This window comes from Brucella pseudogrignonensis, from assembly GCF_032190615.1.
In the GTDB taxonomy this organism is placed as follows: domain Bacteria; phylum Pseudomonadota; class Alphaproteobacteria; order Rhizobiales; family Rhizobiaceae; genus Brucella; species Brucella pseudogrignonensis_B.
In genome coordinates this window covers 36,915-54,971 of record NZ_JAVLAT010000004.1, presented here as the reverse complement: position 1 = coordinate 54,971, position 18,057 = coordinate 36,915, and the positions used below count along the sequence as shown (strand labels likewise).

The following is an 18,057-nucleotide window of genomic DNA, read 5'->3' as shown; positions in this document are numbered from 1 at the left end:
GTCCATCCTTACCGCCCCATGCAAGCCGGACAACTTCTGGAGAATTTATTGGGTCCTGGAGCGAGCGGTATTATAAACATCGCCACGCTCACGTTTTCCAACGGCCACAACCAACACCGTCACAGTGTCGTCATTGACGGAGTAAACAAGTCGGTAGCCCAACTGGCGAAGCTTGATCTTATAATGATCGGGCATACCATGAAGTGAAGCACTCACGACGCGCGGCGTTTCCAATCGTTCGCGTAGTTTCTTCTTCAATTGCTGCTGGATCGTCGCGCCGAGTTTATTCCATTCTTTGAGAGCCGATGGCAAGAATTCAAGCTTATAAGGCATCGATATCGACCGAAATTCCTTTTTCGTCGGCTCGTTTCCGGATTATCTCAGTGAGGCGAATATCATCCAGCTGTTCGAGCATGGCTTCATAGACGCTAGCTGGAACCATATAAGCCATAATTCGATTATGATTAAGAACAGCCACAGCCTCGCCGTTAGCCTCGTCCATTACTGCGGACGGACTTTTTTTCAGGTCAGAAACGCTGACCGCTATATTTGCTTCCACACGTTGCATAACAAGTCCATATCAAATTAGGTATGAAATTTAGTACCATATTAAGTGAGGGAGTACAATAGCGAACCCGATCCTCCAATTGATGATTGGTTCTTAGATCGCGCATTTCGAGCAATTGTCGGCCATTCGCAATAGCCATTGCTGGCTACGACTGTTTAATTCACTCCTTGCTTTGCGGTTTGGCGTCGACTTGGCTTTGTAGGTCAGCCATTTTCTTAACCAACGAAAGCAAGTCACGCGTTGTACTATGCGGGAGATTAGCTACGAGTTTCGCAAGTTCGACGCGATCCTTGGCTTCCTCCTCACTTTTGCCCCACAAATGAGGTGCTGCCTCGTAAAGCATTTCGATGGGCATAATGTTCAGCACTTCGCAAATATGCACCAAGCGAGTGACATGCAGCTTTGAAAACGCGCGTTCATAGCGACCATAAACCGGCGTAGAAAGTCCCATGAGCGGAGCAAAATCGGCTTGTTTCAGGCCTGCCTTATCGCGTGCTTCACGCAGGTATTTCGCAAGCCGGTGATCGATTTCTTCAAAGGTACTTATTCCGTTGAAGCCTGGACGCCTAAAGACTGGCTTATCGATCTCGGGATCATTGGTTTTTTCCAAAGAATGTTCATTAGCGAAATCCAATGCCTCACTGTTCACGCGGAAACCCCTTTTGCCTACCGTGCCACAACAGCGATCATTATCACATTTTCTGAAAATAGCAGCACTCCAGAGGTGGTGTTCGCTAGTTTCAACGCGCGTTTATATCGAAATAAAGTAGGAGAACGATTTCGGCGTTATGTGTTTGGGACGCCGAATGCCGACGTTGTCACATCGGTTATCTGGATTTCACCGCCACAAGGCGCCAATCATTGTCCGCGCCCTCGAAGACTGCTTCGATAACTTTGGTCTCGTTCAGCCAGCTTAGCGATGCTGACAATTCGCATGCAGCGGTCTGCTCTTTGATTAGAATGCAACGTAGCACTGACACTTTGGAAGAATGACCGTATCCGGCGTAATTCCAGTTCGATAATCGAAATAGCTCTGTCTTGGCTGTTTCGTCATCAGGCCAGATGGCATCGTAGCTTTGCTTTGCCACACGAGCGATCATCGGTTTGTCATTATGAAGATCTGGTTTGGTCTGTAGCGATGGAGCAATATAGATTCCAATGGCAATTCCGAGCGCTATCCCGATGAGAAAACTTCGGCCAAAAACGGTCAGTATCCATTATCTTTAAGATATTGATCAATGGCATCACGAAGAATGACCGTCATCTTCAGACCATTGTCATGAGCAGCGTTCTCAAGACGACGTTTGGTCTCATAATCAAGCGATACGTTGACGAAATGTTTGCTTTCACGTTCACGGGCCTTGCGAAGCTCGCGCAGTCGGTTACGGGAGTCTTCTCGACGGTTGGCATTTTCAATTGCACTTGCGCGGTGTTGTTCCGGCGTTGTCTCGAGATGCTTATCCTGCTTTTTCTGACTTGCTGTCGCGCGCGCCGATTCATTTCCAACGTTTGCAGCGCCATCTTCTTGCACGTGAGGAATAGGCGGGGTGGCAGTGTCTTTATCCAGATCAACTGAACGTTTTCGACGTTCCGCGACAGGGAAATCAGAAAGAGAGATTTTTCCCTTAGCCATTGATAGTCTCCCTGCGGTTTTCGTTTTTAAGTTGCTCCAACTCCTCGACGAATGCATTCACCTCCGCTCTGGCCTTGAGAACCGGTTCACTCGGTTCCAGCATTTGTAGTGTGCCAAGACCGCTGCGGATTTCTCTATAGCAATTTCGTTCGATTAATTCCGTATCGAGAAGTACGGAATTGTATCCGTGTTCGCTCAAATTTTGGACGAAAGGGCGAATGATCCGGTATTCTTCGAGGTGCCGATTCACGATGGTGATGCGCGTTCGCAGAACTGCTTGAGGGATACTACGGTCAAGAAGGTCCGTTCGTGTCGCAATTGCCTCTGCTGCTTCACCAACTGCTTTAATTTCATCCTGGGCGGGCTGAATGGGCGTGATGACGATATCTGAATGGTCGATTATCGTATCCATCACAACACTATCGACGCCCGGCGCGTCGATCAAAATGGCGTCATAGTTGTCCTCCTGTGACGCCATTAACTTTTCTATATTGTTCTGACGAAGTGCCGTCGCCAGTGAAATCGACGCCGGTACATTGTCCTTTGCCTCGCACCGCTTCCACCACTCGGCTAAGTTCTGTCGTGGATCGGCATCAATTAGCAATACTCGTCGATTTTTGAGTGCGAGTTCACCTGCAGTCAAAATGACTGCGGTCGTCTTCCCCGCTCCACCTTTGCCGCTTACCGAAGATATTCGAAGTGTCACGCTGGCCCTCCAGTACCTGGATAATGCTGGTTTTCTTTGTGTCGATTTATTGCCCGAAGCGTCGGCAAATGCTGCCCACACGACGCAAGAATAGATGTCAAGATAAGGTAATTTCACACGATGTGACAACACTCATTGCAGCATCTGACACACCATGTGTTCACATCAAATAATCACATCACTTAATGATTAGAGTTTGGGAACATGTTTCTCCCAATCGAGTGTGAACCCCGGAGCCGCGCAAGAGCCGTCTGTGCCGCTCGCACGCAGTCCGGCAAGGGCGAAGAGCGTAGCGTCCCTTGCTGGCGAGTACGAGGTGTACATAAAGGCGATTAAGGCGAGTCTCGAGGTGAACCCTGGTGAGCGCAGTTCCTTTTAAACGCCGGGGCGTAGCCTCGGCGTAAGGGGTGAGCGGAGCGAGGCCATGTTAGACGAATATTTGATGGTTCTCTTCGTGTTTTGTTAGGCAGGATACGGAAAAATGTGCTACGCTTTTCCTGATCAATCGCGAAACATGTCCGCGATTGTCGATTGCTGCGCTGAACTGGAGCTAACAAAGCCTATGAATGAAGCAATTTCTGATGATGTGGCGGCTGTAAAACCCAAACCGCAAACCATTCATAGCCGGGTGTCCGCAGACGAGTATGATGCAATCGATGCAGCCGCAAAGGCGGCTGACATGACGATGAGCGCATTTTTCAAGGTGGTATTGCTGCAAGGGTCTGGGGTGAAGCCGGTCTTTAATGCCGAAGACAGAGCGCTTTTGTCCCTTTTGCTTGAGGACATGCGTATGATTGGCGTCAATCTCAATCAGGTGGCGAGGGCGCTGAATAGTGGAAAGTCGGTTTCCGATAGCGAGATCCGCATAGTGGTGGGTGACGTGCAAAAGATGCAGGTTGCGGTTCTTAGTGAGTTGAGGCGCGTGACCAAACGGTCTGGGTATAGACACCGCAGCAAGGATTAGCGGCTATGGAATTCTTTCTCGGTGCCTTTGAGAGCGAATGGGAGCAGCGCCGTGCGGCGTTGCTGCATGAGCTTTCGCTGGGTTCGAGTGCTGCAAGCAGCGCCGAGGAAGAAATGCGGCGGAGGTTGCGCGAATTGCAGATTGCGGGTGGGTCGGCCGGAGCAAGTGGTTTCTCAATGCCAAAATTTCGCACGCGATCCTCAAGAGCGCTGACAAGCGCAGGTAGTGCGTCAAACAAACAAGTTGCTATCGCCAGGCCGATGGAAACACGTTTGGCCGCAGTGGCAGCAGGTAGTCAACCGGCTGTAGTCAAGATGGCGTCGTATGGTGGCGGTGCGCGGTTCGGCGCGATGGTCAATTACGTTTCGCGAAGCGGGGAAATACGCGTCGAAAAGGAAAACGGTGAACGTCTTCAGGGTCGCGAGGAGCTGGCACGGTTGCGCGGTAGTTGGGAGCCATTGTTTCAAAATCGGGCTGAGAGCAGGGATAGTGGAACCTTCCGGGTGACGATCGAAGCTGCCGGGTTCGCAACAGAAGAAGCTTTGCACCAGCTCGTGCGCGATAGCCTATCGAGCGCATTCGGTCATCGCAGCTTTGCTTATGCCGTTTCGCAACCATCACATGGCGTTTTAAAGGTTGACGGTGTGGTGGTGTTGCGCAGCATGGAAGGGGAGCGGTTGACCGGCGACTCCAAGGCGGCGGACATTATTCAGAGGCGTTACAACGAAAGCGCAGCGTCCGAGCTCGGGAGGGCGCGGTTCCGTTTTACCGGGTATGGAAATGGCGTTGAATATGGCGCCGCCAAGCTGAGAAGTCTGGTCGAGGATCATAAGGGCGACGTTCGTGATGATAAGGGGCGCGTTGTCTCAGATGTGCGTTCCGCCGGCGACCTGGTGCAAAAGCAGTGGCGTCGGGAGTTGCACAGCCGCAAGGGCAGGGATGTGATGCATGTCATCATGTCTGCCAAAGCTGGCACCAACGTTCAGGCTTTTGAAAGTGCTGTTCGGGATTTTCTGGCCGCGCAGTTTGAAGGACACCGCTACATATTTGCGATGCATGATCCATTCAGCGACCCGAAGGAGATGGGGCAGGGCGGAAAGCGACCGCATATCCATGCCCATGCCATTATCGCTATGCGTTCGGATGCCGGTGATCGGGTAGAAACCTCGCCACAGGTTTTTCGCCAATGGCGCGAGCTGATGGCTGAAAAGGCGCGCGAGCACGGAATCGCTATGGAAATGACGGACAGGCGCGAGTTTGCAAATGCTCCAGCCTACACGCGCAATCAGGTGCGGCCGGTTAGTTGCGATGGACGAACGGAACATGAGGGGACGAGTGCGGCAGCTCAGTCGCGCTATGACGCAAAGCGCTCAGGTCGGCGGAGTATGGCGCGAAGCGTCCGAAGTCGTGAATATACCGTAAAGGTAACTCATAGTTGGGAGAAAATAGCAATGGCTAGCGGCGATCACCAGATTGCCTCATACGCCATACAGCAGAGAGATATAGTTGTATCAACCAGTGCACCTCAATCTGAAGTTAAAACTTCTAACATCGTTCATGCAGATTTCGGGTCACATTACCGTACCAATTTGGTAAAGTTGCAAAACATCATTTTGGAGGGTGATAAAGTGCGCGAAATGTCGAGAAGCGATTTTGAGACATATGAGAAAGAAGTTGAAACAGCTTTGTTCCGGCTTGGCCGCAATCTCGGACCGGAAGAGAAAGCCGATCTGGATCAGGTAGCGCAGTATACGCGCGAGCATGTCAATCTAATGCGCGAGCATATGGAATTGACTGAACAGCGTGGATTGACCATTGAAACCTCATCTCGTGAAAGCGAGCAAGATAGCTCGTCAATGCAGATCGCTCGCGAAGCCGATTCCGAAATTGCCAAGCCAGCGCATGTTATCGTGGAAGCAGAGCAGGGTCAGCCATCGGCAGATAATGCCAACGAACCTCGTTCAAGCATGGATGACGAGGAGAAGGCAGCTGCAGCATCCTATCAGGCCGAAATGGATCGTTCATTCCCGGATGAGATCATGAGGCGATATTATATTCGTGAGGATCACGGGGGGACGCAGCGAGTCTTTGCCGATTCAAAGGGTGAGCGCGAAGTGTTCCAGGACAATGGAGAGAAGCTGCGCGCTAAATCGTTCGATGCTCAGGGCGTTCGGTTGATGATCGAAACAGCAGCGCATCGAGGCTGGACGAGCATCGAAATAGCGGGGAGCAAGGAGTTCCGCCGTGAAACTTGGTTGGAGGGCCAGGCGCACGGTATTTCGGTCAAGGGCTATCAGCCGACGGAACTGGATTGGCAAGAACTGGCGCGGCGCGAACAATCATATTTGCGTAATGAAATTATGCCGATGGAGGGCAGGGCGCTGGATGCGGCTCAGCGGGATCAGGAGCAATCTGCAGGTTTGGACCAGTCGAGCAAGGTCGTTAGAGAGCCCAAGAATGCAGATAATTCTGTAACGTCCCACTCCAAGATCGTCGACTATAACGAGGGGGTGCAGGGCATCCTCGTTGAGACGGGCGAAAAGCCTTATCAGGATAATGAAAAAAATGAGCCTTCGCCATTTGTCGTTATTGAAACGGCCAATGGCAATCGCACGGTATGGGGTGTCGGATTACCGGATTCGCTGCATCATGCTGGCGCTGAAATCGGTGATGAAATTCATTTGCGGTCCACTGGGACGGAACGCGTTTTGAAAACCGTCATTCAGGAAATCGATGGTCAGAAGCAGCGTGTCGAACAAATGGTCGATCGCCGGGCATGGGAAGCAAACGTGCTTGAAGAGAAGGATCGGCCAGATGAAAAAGGTGAAGGTTCCAAACAGCTCGACAATCAGGTTAATATGGAAGTGAAGGGCATGGCTCGCGATGGAGAAACCATGCGCACCGATCCACCTCAGCAACAAGTTCCGCGATTGCAGGAACTAGAACAAGAGCAGCAGCAAAAGAAGGAACGCGACGAAAACGAGCGTTAATCGGCTATGCGACACGATTACATTTATAACTCACCTCCCGATCCGAAGGCCGACGATGCTTTTGCAAAATTCTTTGCAATTTTGTTCTGGCTCGTGCTTGGACTGGTTGCAATCGTGTATGTTGCTACTGTCATTCAAGGTTGGTTTAATGCCGCCTTCGCATGGATAACTGATACCATCAGTTTCATCGCTAGTTTTTTGCCGTTCTGACTGGATCGTTGAAAATAGCCGAAGCCCTGTAGTTCGGCTGTATTACAGGTTAATGCTGCGATGCAGCTAAATTTTTGCGCGCCGCTCAAGGGAAGTTTGGAGCAATTCGACCAGAGCAGAGCGCTGATCATGTTTGAGTTTGTTGAGATTGCGCTGCCGCCAGCGAATTGCCGGAAGCTCTGCCACATGAGTGATCTTCAGCAAGGACCAATTCGGTTCACCACGCTCGAACCCGATGAGAAATTCGCGGTGCTCATTCGGCATTCCGCCGATGAGGCTATCAATCATCTGCTGCTGAGCTTCGATGAGTTCCTCTATGTGAACTTCCTCCTCGGTCATGCCTTCGAAACCATTGCGGTATTCATTCGCGAGGTCTTTGACCCGGCCCGAAAGCACCTCGCCCATGGGGCGATTGTGGCTGAGGAGATAAATTAGAAAAGCTTCGCGTAACGCGTCGCTCAGCCCTTCATGGGCAAACAAACCGCGCACATCAAAGAGATCGCGTGGATGCTGGCGATCAAGCGCTGCAACCAGCTTTCCTGCAAATAGGTCTTCAAAGGAAACGACGTTGGTTTCGGCAAAACCGTAGGCCTCTTCGACCGCTTCGGTAACAGGGATCACAGAAGGTTCGTGCACTACACCGCGCAAGACAGGAGAGACCTCAATCTTCACCTGTGTTCCCTCGGCCATGACAAGAAGCCGCAAGATCGCGCCATCGTGGACGTTTTCGGCGACGCGAGCGCCAGGCACTTGCGCTAGAACTTCCGCTCTAATCCGCTTCATGGCTGCATCAATCTCGGCCAGTGCCTCTGGCCTGTCGTTGACAGGTAAATACATGAGGTCGATGTCAACGGAGAGGCGTGGCAGGTTGCGTATAAATAAATTGATCGCGGTTCCACCCTTGAGCGCGAAACACGTCTCGCGCGCCACAATAGGAATCAGGCGCATAAGCAGCCTGACCTGGCTCTGGTACTGATCACGAAATGGCATCGAAGTCCCCCGGTACGGTGATGAGATAAACGGGATCAAGCTTGCCACCGGGCACAAGCATGCGCTTACCCTTCCCGAGATCGATTGCGGTTTTGTCCAGTCGCTTAAGCCACGCATGGCCATGACGATCAGCGAAATAAAAGAACAGACGTTTAACCTTCACGCTTTCGCAACCCAGAAGCAGTTTTTGCAGCCGCCTCGGGCTGAAATTTGCCGCACTTTGCATAATCATATCGGCCTGGTGGAAACTTTCATGGCGCGGCAGTTCATCGAGCATTTCGAGATAAGCGCGCTCTGGCTGTGAAAGCGTCATAGGCCAGTCCCACTGCCCCCATGCGACGCTGCCAAGCCCTTGTGCGGTTGGTTCATTACGAAACAAGGTAGCGCTGTTGTGATAGACAAAGCGCTGTGGCAGTTGCAGCTTGTTCAGCCATGCAGGCGGTTTTTCTGGTCCGTAGAGATGAACAATTCTTGTCTCGTTAGTAAGGTAATGCGCAAAGCCCTGCAATTCTAACGCCGTGCGTCCGCCGACACTAAGCGGAGCGTGTGAAAGCAAGGTCTGAAGCGATATGATGACTTGCTGCCAACTCAGAGTGCCGCGCGGTTTTTTATAGATGCTACGTACCGGCTGTTCCAGCCATCCGTTCTTAACGTAGTAAGCGCGCAGGTTACTGGCTATGCCGCGCTCTTGCAGCCAGGCAGCGTCCACGACTAACCCTTCTGGCAGGTCTCGCTCGAGTTGGTTTAACAGTGAGGCGTTTTGCTCAGTCATGTTGAGCATAATAAACAACTCTTAAACCGCTATCAAGTTTGAGTTCACCATCATTTACTCAGCGGAATTGAGTAAATAGAGATAAATTCAAACCTTCCCTATATATTTGCTGTCGCTGCTGGGATGCCTGACGTATGTCCCCAGTCAACCTTAACTCTCTAACATCAGCATGACCGGCAAATATCCATTCCACGCTGCACTGCCATAAAAGCAACCTTATCATCGACGGTTCTCGTGCGGTTTAAAGACACCAGCCAGAACGTCTGCGCGCCGCGGTTATTTTCATAATAGGACACTGCTTATCAGCCCAATATCCTCCGGATCGGGGACAGTAGCATCAAATATGTCGAGATAACTTTTCCGCTTACGAGGCGATATGCCAGCGGCTTCTACTTTCTCGTTAACGGCATTCAATAAACGTTCCGCGCTTGGTTTTAGCTTAGCTTCGACCTTTTCTATGTGGTCATCGATATCCGCGGGTTGAACGTTTGATCTGCTCGCTGTTCTTACTGGTAATTTCACACTCAGGCTGACTTCTTTGGTGAGCGGGTCTTCTCGTCCAGTTGTTCTTCCATTCAGTGCTGAACTCGTCGATTCAGTTTTCGGTCCGCGTTCCTCATATAAGCTCGATGGCGAGGGTGGGCGAGTAATGACATGTTTAACGGCTTGTTGTCCGCCACTCGCATATTCGTCTGTCAGCGCCGGAACCGGCCTATGAGGTATATAATCAATCGTCGGCACATCAGGAACGTGCGATTGCGAATAAGCTTCAGCGGCTTTGAAGGGTTGGGTATTGAAAAACCGCAGCTTGTCGCCATAAATTGGCCGTTGTCCTTCGACCAGCAAGATCATCTTGCTTTCTGGCATTTGCCGCACTTCTTGCGGCATCATCAAATCACGCTCGCGGATTTGCTCAACCTTTGTACGACGGGGGAAACCGAGAATTTCGATGGTACGGGATTCCGACTGGTAGCGGATAGTTCTTTTCCCGAGTGCACGGGATGCATATTCCGCTGTGGCTTGGTCGTTGGCACCCAGCACCAGCTGATAACCACAGTTGCCAAGTAAGGAGTGGCGCGAAGTCTCGCCATAAATCTCATCGAGATTTTTGAGATCCTGAATGATGATAGCAAGCTTGATATTATAGCCGGCCACATAGGGAAGCTTGGTCATAATCTCGTCCATTTTTTTAAGCTGTCGAAATTCATCCAGCAAGAAATAGACGGGAAGGGAATTGGCATCGTGTTCCAGTGTCAGAATGTTCATGACCTGCTGCACGAACAATGTGAGAAGTGGGCGCAGGATCGTAATATCGGTAATATTGGGTGCGAGATAGATCGAGATAGGCCGCCGTTTCATGGCGCCGATATCCATGTCGGTTACTTCCGTTGCGGCAACGATACGTTCATTTCTAAAGGGTCTGAGCGCGTTTTGGATATCGAGCAGCGCGGATGCTGCGGCGCGCTCTGACAATGCCAGAAATGCGTTGAAGCTTTCGACGGTATATTTTGAAAGGTTCGGCTCTTTTTCTTTGATCAACTTGATCTGCGCCTGAAAATCAACGCCACTGTTCACGAAAGAAACGACTTCGCCGAGGTTGCGCCGTCCATGATAATAAGGGCTCTCCAGAACATAGCTGATAATCCCGGCTATGACCTGTTGAGCCATGCCCTGCCAAACTGAGTTTTCAGAGCCAACATTTTCGGGAACCAGAATGCTGGCGATATTCTGAATATCCGTCGTGCGATTACCACGTTCGGGCCGCACAAAATCAAGAGGATTATAACGATTGGTCCTCTCTGCACCGGGGGCGAAGAGGAAGACCTGACTACCGTTTTGCTTCCGATATCCTGCTGTCGCCTTGAAAATCTCACCCTTCAAGTCGGATACGATCATGGACCCTTCATGCTTGAGAGCGTTTGGAATGACATAGCCCGCTCCCTTACCCGATCGTGTAGGACCGATAATCAGATGATGGCGACTGTCTGCCGCTCGCAGCACATTGCGGCCGAACCGCCCGAATATGTGCCCGTTCTTTCGGAACCACTTGCCGCGACGAAGGCCCATGACGTCCTGAAAAGCCGCATCCCCCAAGGGGTTCTCATGACGCCTGAGACCAAGATAGCCCGCAAAAACGGCGGCGGCGATGGCAGGTAACAAGGCACCGATGGCAACTCGTTTCAGAGTTGAGTTGGTTGCGTAGGCCCAGACTTGCTGAAGCGGAGCAAAAGGATTTTCGGTGATGGTGATATTCAAAATTCGGCTGTCTTTATAAACTACCCCGAGTACGACCCCATAAGCCAGGGTCCAGACAAGGAAGGCTATGCCGACACAAAATATCAGATAGACCGCTTTGTAACCCTTGCTCATGGCTCTTCACTTCGTGCAAAAAATATCTCCGATACGCCACGTTTTCCGCCGTCGCGACGCAACTGGATGACGATGGGAATGACCATCCGGATATACGACATGAGATCATGCTTTGAGTATCCGCCAGATAGCCCCGCTTGCTGCATCATCATGGCGAGCTGTTCATAGGCACCTTGCGGCGTATCGGCATGAACCGTCGACATAGAACCGGGATGACCGGTATTAATTGCGCGAAGAAAAGCAAACGCTTCAGCGCCGCGGATTTCGCCAACGAATAGACGATCCGGCCGCATACGAAGGGATGATTCAAGCAAGTGCTGAATTGTGACGTCAGCGGTGCCCTGCCCACCTTTCGAAGCTACCAGATGAATGCGGTTTTCCTGGGGGGGAAACAGTTCGCGGGTGTCTTCCAGCGTGATAATCCGTTCCTTCGGATGAACCGATTTCAGGCAGGCATTCAGAAAGGTTGTCTTTCCCGATGACGTGCCGCCGCTGATCAGGATCGACACTCGTTGCGTGATTGCTGTGTTGATGAAATCGAAAATTCTGTTTTGCTTCAGATGTTCGATCAGCAAACGGTCAATGTCGCTCAGTCCTCCAACAGCAACAGAAACCTTGTCCAGTGAACCGCTATCCCTGTATTCCTCCAAGCTAAAATTGCTAACGACCTGCTTGCGGATCGATATCGATCCGCCGTCCGGTGCAGCGGGTGGAAGAACGACCTGAATCCGCTCGCCAGTCGGTAACGCAGCGCTCAGGATGGGCGCGGATTTACTGACGAACTGATCGGTCGCGCCCGCGACCCGTTCACCGATATTCTGAATATCTGCTGCTGAAAGCGCATGAACCTCGTGGAATTCCATGTGGTCAGCACCAAGTCGCTCAACATAGACGTGATCTGGTTTATTGACCGAGATTTCAACGACCTTTGGATCGTTGAGAAATGGCCGCAGAGGCTCAAGTGCCCGATCAAGAAAGTAATATCTGCTTTGTGTGGCTGTTGCCGCACTATTTGCCCCTGCGTTCACGTTGAATTTCCTTCATCGCCTCTGTTACAGGATCGTCGTACATCGCTGAGAAATCGAGGTCCTGACGCACAAATATGAAAATACGTTCGCCTTGATGGACGCTGATTGTCGGCTTGATGCGCAGGTTCTCGTTCAGAGCGGTATTTGCCATCTGAGAGAAAGTGTTGGCGATTGTCTCGCGGGCTAGTTCTTCTCCGCGTTTTGCATCATCATTATTACGACCGAAGGCTTCAACGCTGCCGAAACCTGTCAGATAACTTGCGCCGGCGCCCACCACGGACAACATGATGGATGCATCGAACCGTTCACGCCATTTTTTATCGACGATGCCAGTGAGACCTGAACGCCCCAAGCTGTCAGTACCCACGGAGTTCAGGCGCACGCTTACACCATCATCACGCAGTAAGCGGGTCCAGACTACGAAAACGCGGGTCTGGCCTGTCATTACGTCGCTTTGATATTCACCGATGAGCCGGGTGCCGATCGGGATCAGAATGCGACGGCCATCAAAACTGTAGACATCTTCTGACGTGATGGCGCGAACCTGGCCTGGCAGATCGCTCACAATCGAGGTTTCGAGAATACCGGGTATCATCGTGCCTTCAGGCACAACCGCGTCGATGCGCTTGATTTTCGTAGCCTTGGCATTCCGATCCGCCATCACCGAGGCCGTCGCCAGAAACTTACTGTTTCGGTCTTCGCCAGCAACATTCGGTGTTCCATCGCCATTATCGACACCCGGACCGCCATTCGCTCCGCCTGATCGCGCGTGATCCATCTGGATCAGCTTCGATTTGAACCGGTCTGGAAATTCTTCAACAACTTCCGGCTCGGGTGCCTGAGTGGGTTCGTTCACGGCGACCGTCGGTGGAGGAGGGGGAGGAACACTAAATGTCGTGGTGTCGACCTGCTCCGGCTCTGGTGGCGGTGGAGGCGGAGGAATGTTGATGATATTTGGTTCGAGCTGTGTAGGCGGCTGATCCTGATCGCGCACGAATGACGGCGGTCTGAACGACGTCGTGCTAAACTCCTCATCACCCCTCACGAGATCTCGCGGCTTCTCGGAGGGCTGTTTTAGAACAAAATAAGCCATAGCTACACCGGCCAGCAGAAAGACGGCCATCGCAGCTGTTTGATTCCGTTTTGCATTCTTGTTGCTGACGCCGGAGTCATCAGCCGCCGCCAGTGCTTCCAATTCGGGAGACTGTTTCATCCGTTGCCGCTCCCTCTTCTCTTGGTTGCCGCTTGATCAGGTACGGGGCCCATGATGTCAGGATCGGGTGCGCCAAAATCTGGCTTTCGAAGATTGAAAATGCAGATCCACTGATCGCCGTCGCGAAGCGTGTATTGTGTTGCCGTTCCGTCCACGACCAGATACTCGCCTTCTTTGCGGAAGTTTCGGAGTGTCTCGGAAAAGTCACCGTTTACTGCAAAGATTGCAGGTGTCCGACCGGGGAATTTGAAGAAGGTCTTCTTGCCGTCATCGAAGATCATCGAGGGTTTGAGTTTCGTATCTCCCGAAAAAGAATAGTCAATATTGACGTTGGCCTTGTCTATTTTGGAGACATTGGGATTGGCAGCACGATATTCGGCCTCTTTGAGCATCGCTGCATTCAGATCCTTTTCGGGATAGATGAAGCGAACGCCAAAGACCTTCTTGCCAGCATCTGGCGCGTAGTCGTGCAGCTCCAGAAAATAGATGCGCTTGGTCGTGACAACGTTCATGTTGGTGACGACGTTCTTAGCCGTCGGCTTAACGAAGAGGATGTTTCCTTTTTCGGTTGGAGCAACCTGCCAACTCTCTGTATCCCCAAGCGAAATGGTCTCAAATTTTTCATCCTCATCGAAGATGATCATTGTCGATATACCGTACGTCGCAGAGATTTTGACGACATTGTTGGGTTGATAGACGACACTGGTCACACGTGAATCCAGCGAGCCAGCCCTGGGCGTCTGGGCAGCGTGGGCGTGTGAAAGGAGGACGGCCGAGAACGCCGCCGCTAAGTGCAAGCGGTTTTTCATCCCTTGCTCCCTTCCGTGACGGTTTCCTGATCCCGCCTGTAATTATAAACCTGGAATCCGAGTGGATTTTCAAACCGCCATTCATTGGTGGCTGGTTCGTCCGTATAGCGATAACGCACGACACCAATATAGTGTCTGGTGATGGCATCGGTATCGGACTTTTCAGTCGTTGAAAAACGGACGAGAGCGGTGGAACTGTTGGGGAAGGTGACAGACTTCACATCGACAAGTACACGCTTGTTCTTGCCGTAAACCTTAGCCGGATTTTTCGGGTTGGCAGTGCTATATTGCTCCTGTAATTCGCGAGCGGCATCACCTGTCGATAACAGTGCTGCCGTGCCGAAGTTTGCATCAATCGCGTAAGGATCATAGCCTTCACGTGTCCTGATATACCGAACGACGTTTGCTTGGGTAATTGCGCGTGAATCCGTCAGATTTTGCGCTTTTGTCAGGCCGCTTTTGGTTTCGATGTAACCCGTAGCCTTGTCTACGATGACAATCACAGGCTCGAAAGATTTTAACGGAACCAGCATAACGAGTGCCAGCAACGCGAAAAGCGCGACGAGCCCGAATATGATGGTTACGAACCATGCCACGGCTTTTGAACGTTTTGCTTTCCGGACGATTTCGTTCTCCCAACGATCACCGTCCTGAAAATAACTTCTCAATGCAGCTTCTTTGGAATCGGTCATGATCCAACCCTTTACCTCTTATGAACCTGCAGCATCAGCGAGGCAGGCTGTTGCTGCTTATTCGGTTTTGCATTGCTTCTTTTGCGCCCTGACTTGTCGGGGAAATCGAACCTCCATCGCGGCCGCCGCCAAAGCGATTGTAAAGTGATCTCCCGCCATGGTAGCTCGCACCGATCCCCTTGAAGCTAGCTCGCGCAATTTGCGTTGGAGTGGTGACACCTGTCATGTGAGAAACCCGTGTCGCGGCAGCGCCAATACCAAGGGCAAGACCACCTGCGATGCCCTGAGCAAGGACCTGGATGTTCAACAGCACAAAAGCGCCTGCGAAACAAAGCAGAAGGAAGGCTGAAATATCACTCAGCGTAAGGCGTCGCTCTATAGCGGCAGCGGATACCTTCGTCAGCTCAGGGTCCATTGCGGCGATAAGGAAAGCGGCGACGACAAACACGAATAACGGGATCAGAGCGTATAGAAGAACTTGTTGGAACCACGCCTGCCCAAGGCTGCGCGATTGTTCAAACAACATGCAGGCGATGAAGATAGGTGCGGTCCCGATCAGGACCCATAGCATCACCTTGGCAAGCACAAGTATTGCGAGAGCAACAGCGATGAAGATTGCCACGCAGGCCATGATGAGAAAGCCCACCATAGAAGGCAAAACGGAAAAATAGCCGGATTGCTCGGCAAACGCAGAAGCCGCCTCATTCGCGGTTTTCCAGATCATGGAAAGACCATTTGTCGGTTCGGTAATTCCCGTCCCGGTAGCGGTCAGGATGGCGCGACCTACATCTTCGGGGGTATTGTTCAGCCACTTATAGAAAAAATCGTTGAAGTATCCCCAATTGCTGATCAATGCCAGAATGAAGACCATGCGGAATACGCGTGTAACAATTTCTGCCACGCTAATCCGCGAAGTCCCCATTATTACCTGGATGCCGTAATATCCAACATAGGCGATGAACATCACCTTGAGCAGCGGCGTGATTTCAGAGCCAATAATATTGTAAGCCTGCGATGAAAAATTCTCGCCTGAATTATCTATTCTCTGTAAAAGATCGCTCAGGAAATCATGCATAGCGGCCCCCGATTATTCCGTTGCTATCGAATTGATCGCATCAATGGCAGTCGCTTGATCGCCATTAACAAAGGCCATAGGTCCACAGTCTTGCCGAATGTCTTCGGCAAATGACGTGAGATTTGCGGGACGTTTGCAAGGAGCAGTCTTTTCCTTGACCGTTCCACAGCCGGCAACGCAGGCTGTGATGGCGGCAAAGATAAAACACTTCAGGAAGGTGATAGCGATGTTAGTTTGCACTGTACGTCAACACCTTCTTGGAATTGGAAATGTCGGTCAGGCGGCGCTGATTATCGGCCTGTAATGACGACACCGCACCGTTCATCACGCCGATAAGTTCGTTGATGGTCAGTCCTGCCTGCACTTGCAGCTGCGTGTTTTGGTCGATGGAACCTTTAATGTCCTTTGCCTGACCGATACTCTGGCCGGCCTGTTCAAAAGCACTTCGCCGCGTCGTTACCGCCTGTTGTGAACCATTTACGAGTGCGGCGACACCAAGGACAGTGTTGACCATCTGTTCATAGGACTTGTCTCCGCTGAAGCTGCTATTAGCTTGCCCAGACAAATTCTTAACGAGCTGAAGCCCGTTGATGAAAGTGGACGCCACCTTGGCGATGTCACTGCCCATACTTCCAAAATTGGGCACTCCGCCGGACATAAGGCTGTCAAATGAGGGCATTGACGATACGCTAAAGCCATTCCCGACGGCCAGGTTTTGCATCTGGTTTGCATCGCCGCCGCGATCACCGGTCACGGCCTTCAATGTCTCCTCGACCGTTGTCAGGATTTCTTTGTTTGTCCCAAGGATTTTCTCCGTTGTTTCGGATGTTTGCTTGGCCACTTTATAATTTGATTCATCGATTACCGGCACGCCTCCTGCCGCATGAGCAGCAATGGAAGCAAACGATGATAGAGCCACGCCAGTCGCTGAAGCCAAAATGGTCAGTCGTTTCATGTTAGTCTCCCTTATTGCGGATTTAGCTTCAACTTGATGTGCGCCTCGCGTTCACGCTTTTGAACGCAAGCCTTCTCTTCAGCATTCCATTCCATGCCGGTACGGGGATCGCAGACGCCGGTTGTTTCTCGTGGCTTATCGTCATTTTTCTTAAACGAAGCCGATTGAGACGCGCCCGAACTAGCGGTGGCTGAAACTGCATTGCGGCTGTTGAGCAGGTCGGCAAACGAATTGCCCAACAAAATCGCCTGATTGACCATTTCGAGGTTCGCGTTTCGAGCGGCAGAGTTGTGATCCCAGCTGTCTTGAATGGTGTCGGACTGCACACCGCCGAGCTGGGTGAGCCATGAGGCGACGTTGGCTGTGCTTTCTTTTGTCGCCTGCGTGTTCGCCATTGAATTAATGGTGGAATCCCGCATGCCGGAATATGCAATATCACCACCGCCGTAGTTCATGGGCAGATCATTTGAACCGCCGAATGCTGGAGTCCATTTCTGCGTGATATTCCGCACGTACCCCTGCGTTTCTTTGAAGGGTGGAATGCCGCCGTATTTATTCACGTTGCCTGCGCCCGCATTGTAGGCTGCAAGGGCGTGGTTAGCGTTGCCGTTATATCGCTTGAGCTGTTGTTTCAGATAACGAGCACCACCGCGCAGGTTCTGTTCAATGTTATGGGGATCTACGCCCAACTCTTTTGCGGTATCAGGCATCAACTGTGCCAAACCGATAGCTCCCACGCCCGATTTCGCGCATGGATTAAAGCGGCTTTCCTGATAAACGAGTCCCAGAAACAGATTTTCGTCTACACCTTCTTCGCGCGCCACTCGTTTGACCAACCCGGAAATTTCCGGATTGGCTTTGGCGGCTGCGACTGGGTCGTCTTTTCGCCCCGGTCTGTAGACGGCGCATGTTACGCTCTTATTGAGGGAAAACCGGTTTTTATCCGTCTTCTCGATATCTGACGTTTTTTGGTCACGAACCGTTCTTTCGGACAAATTCGACCCGTCAATGACAGGAACGCCACCCGCCAATGCTGATAAAGGCATGGTAGCTGATGCCAAAAATATGCATAGAGCAGTTTT

At 51.5% G+C, this 18,057-nt stretch carries 19 protein-coding genes; 2 read left to right on the top strand and 17 right to left on the bottom strand.

What is annotated here, in order from left to right:
- Positions 1 to 45 precede the first annotated feature (45 nt).
- The 6 genes from RI570_RS20655 to RI570_RS20630 form a co-directional block, all read right to left on the bottom strand.
- Positions 46 to 333, bottom strand: a complete 288-nt coding sequence (locus tag RI570_RS20655; RefSeq protein WP_011982866.1) for a type II toxin-antitoxin system RelE family toxin — start codon at positions 331 to 333, stop codon at positions 46 to 48.
- Positions 323 to 568: a type II toxin-antitoxin system Phd/YefM family antitoxin gene (locus tag RI570_RS20650; protein ID WP_128095071.1), complete on the bottom strand. Its 246-nt coding sequence runs from the start codon at positions 566 to 568 to the stop codon at positions 323 to 325. The genes RI570_RS20655 and RI570_RS20650 overlap by 11 nt, the downstream gene beginning before the upstream one ends.
- 160 nt (positions 569 to 728) lie before the next feature.
- Positions 729 to 1,217, bottom strand: a complete 489-nt coding sequence (locus RI570_RS20645) for a helix-turn-helix transcriptional regulator (RefSeq protein WP_313830733.1) — start codon at positions 1,215 to 1,217, stop codon at positions 729 to 731.
- 178 nt (positions 1,218 to 1,395) lie between these two features.
- Positions 1,396 to 1,668, bottom strand: coding sequence for a hypothetical protein (locus RI570_RS20640; RefSeq protein WP_313830732.1), 273 nt, complete (start codon positions 1,666 to 1,668; stop codon positions 1,396 to 1,398).
- A gap of 107 nt (positions 1,669 to 1,775) precedes the next feature.
- Positions 1,776 to 2,201 (bottom strand): hypothetical protein, encoded by a 426-nt coding sequence (locus tag RI570_RS20635; protein WP_313830731.1) that lies wholly within the window; start codon positions 2,199 to 2,201, stop codon positions 1,776 to 1,778.
- Entirely contained in the window at positions 2,194 to 2,907 is a 714-nt protein-coding gene (locus tag RI570_RS20630) for a ParA family protein (protein ID WP_313830730.1), read from the bottom strand. The genes RI570_RS20635 and RI570_RS20630 overlap by 8 nt, the downstream gene beginning before the upstream one ends.
- Positions 2,908 to 3,469: 562 nt before the next feature.
- On the opposite strand from RI570_RS20630, the gene RI570_RS20625 reads away from it, so the two are divergent.
- Together RI570_RS20625 and RI570_RS20620 are read left to right on the top strand one after the other, a co-directional pair.
- Positions 3,470 to 3,871 (top strand): plasmid mobilization protein, encoded by a 402-nt coding sequence (locus tag RI570_RS20625; protein WP_313830729.1) that lies wholly within the window; start codon positions 3,470 to 3,472, stop codon positions 3,869 to 3,871.
- A 5-nt stretch (positions 3,872 to 3,876) separates the two neighbouring features.
- Positions 3,877 to 6,861: an LPD7 domain-containing protein gene (locus tag RI570_RS20620; RefSeq protein WP_313830728.1), complete on the top strand. Its 2,985-nt coding sequence runs from the start codon at positions 3,877 to 3,879 to the stop codon at positions 6,859 to 6,861.
- A gap of 276 nt (positions 6,862 to 7,137) precedes the next feature.
- Here RI570_RS20620 and RI570_RS20615 read toward each other — a convergent pair whose 3' ends face one another.
- The 11 genes from RI570_RS20615 to RI570_RS20565 form a co-directional block, all read right to left on the bottom strand.
- A complete protein-coding gene (locus RI570_RS20615; RefSeq protein WP_313830727.1) occupies positions 7,138 to 8,061 on the bottom strand; it encodes a nucleotidyl transferase AbiEii/AbiGii toxin family protein in 924 nt (307 codons plus the stop codon).
- Positions 8,048 to 8,833, bottom strand: a complete 786-nt coding sequence (locus RI570_RS20610; RefSeq protein ID WP_313830827.1) for a type IV toxin-antitoxin system AbiEi family antitoxin domain-containing protein — start codon at positions 8,831 to 8,833, stop codon at positions 8,048 to 8,050. The genes RI570_RS20615 and RI570_RS20610 overlap by 14 nt, the downstream gene beginning before the upstream one ends.
- A 282-nt stretch (positions 8,834 to 9,115) precedes the next feature.
- Positions 9,116 to 11,203: a type IV secretory system conjugative DNA transfer family protein gene (locus RI570_RS20605; protein ID WP_313830726.1), complete on the bottom strand. Its 2,088-nt coding sequence runs from the start codon at positions 11,201 to 11,203 to the stop codon at positions 9,116 to 9,118.
- The gene (gene virB11, locus RI570_RS20600; RefSeq protein ID WP_313830725.1) at positions 11,200 to 12,231 is read right to left on the bottom strand and encodes a P-type DNA transfer ATPase VirB11; all 1,032 of its coding nucleotides are present in this window, start codon (positions 12,229 to 12,231) and stop codon (positions 11,200 to 11,202) included. Before virB11 ends, RI570_RS20605 begins: the two co-directional genes overlap by 4 nt.
- The gene (gene virB10 / locus RI570_RS20595; RefSeq protein ID WP_313830724.1) at positions 12,212 to 13,444 is read right to left on the bottom strand and encodes a type IV secretion system protein VirB10; all 1,233 of its coding nucleotides are present in this window, start codon (positions 13,442 to 13,444) and stop codon (positions 12,212 to 12,214) included. The genes virB11 and virB10 overlap by 20 nt, the downstream gene beginning before the upstream one ends.
- Positions 13,441 to 14,253 (bottom strand): TrbG/VirB9 family P-type conjugative transfer protein, encoded by an 813-nt coding sequence (locus RI570_RS20590; RefSeq protein WP_313830723.1) that lies wholly within the window; start codon positions 14,251 to 14,253, stop codon positions 13,441 to 13,443. The genes virB10 and RI570_RS20590 overlap by 4 nt, the downstream gene beginning before the upstream one ends.
- A complete protein-coding gene (locus tag RI570_RS20585) occupies positions 14,250 to 14,945 on the bottom strand; it encodes a type IV secretion system protein (RefSeq protein WP_313830722.1) in 696 nt (231 codons plus the stop codon). The genes RI570_RS20590 and RI570_RS20585 overlap by 4 nt, the downstream gene beginning before the upstream one ends.
- Positions 14,946 to 14,979: 34 nt before the next feature.
- Positions 14,980 to 16,020 carry a type IV secretion system protein gene (locus RI570_RS20580; RefSeq protein WP_313830721.1) on the bottom strand — a complete coding sequence of 347 codons (1,041 nt, stop codon included), beginning with the start codon at positions 16,018 to 16,020 and terminating at the stop codon, positions 14,980 to 14,982.
- A 12-nt stretch (positions 16,021 to 16,032) separates the two neighbouring features.
- Complete coding sequence (locus RI570_RS20575; RefSeq protein WP_313830720.1) at positions 16,033 to 16,260, bottom strand: hypothetical protein; 228 nt, start codon at positions 16,258 to 16,260, stop codon at positions 16,033 to 16,035.
- On the bottom strand, positions 16,250 to 16,975 hold the full coding sequence (locus RI570_RS20570) for a type IV secretion system protein (RefSeq protein ID WP_313830719.1): 726 nt from the start codon (positions 16,973 to 16,975) through the stop codon (positions 16,250 to 16,252). The genes RI570_RS20575 and RI570_RS20570 overlap by 11 nt, the downstream gene beginning before the upstream one ends.
- An 11-nt stretch (positions 16,976 to 16,986) precedes the next feature.
- The gene (locus tag RI570_RS20565; protein ID WP_313830826.1) at positions 16,987 to 18,021 is read right to left on the bottom strand and encodes a lytic transglycosylase domain-containing protein; all 1,035 of its coding nucleotides are present in this window, start codon (positions 18,019 to 18,021) and stop codon (positions 16,987 to 16,989) included.
- Between the last annotated feature and the right edge of the window lie 36 nt (positions 18,022 to 18,057).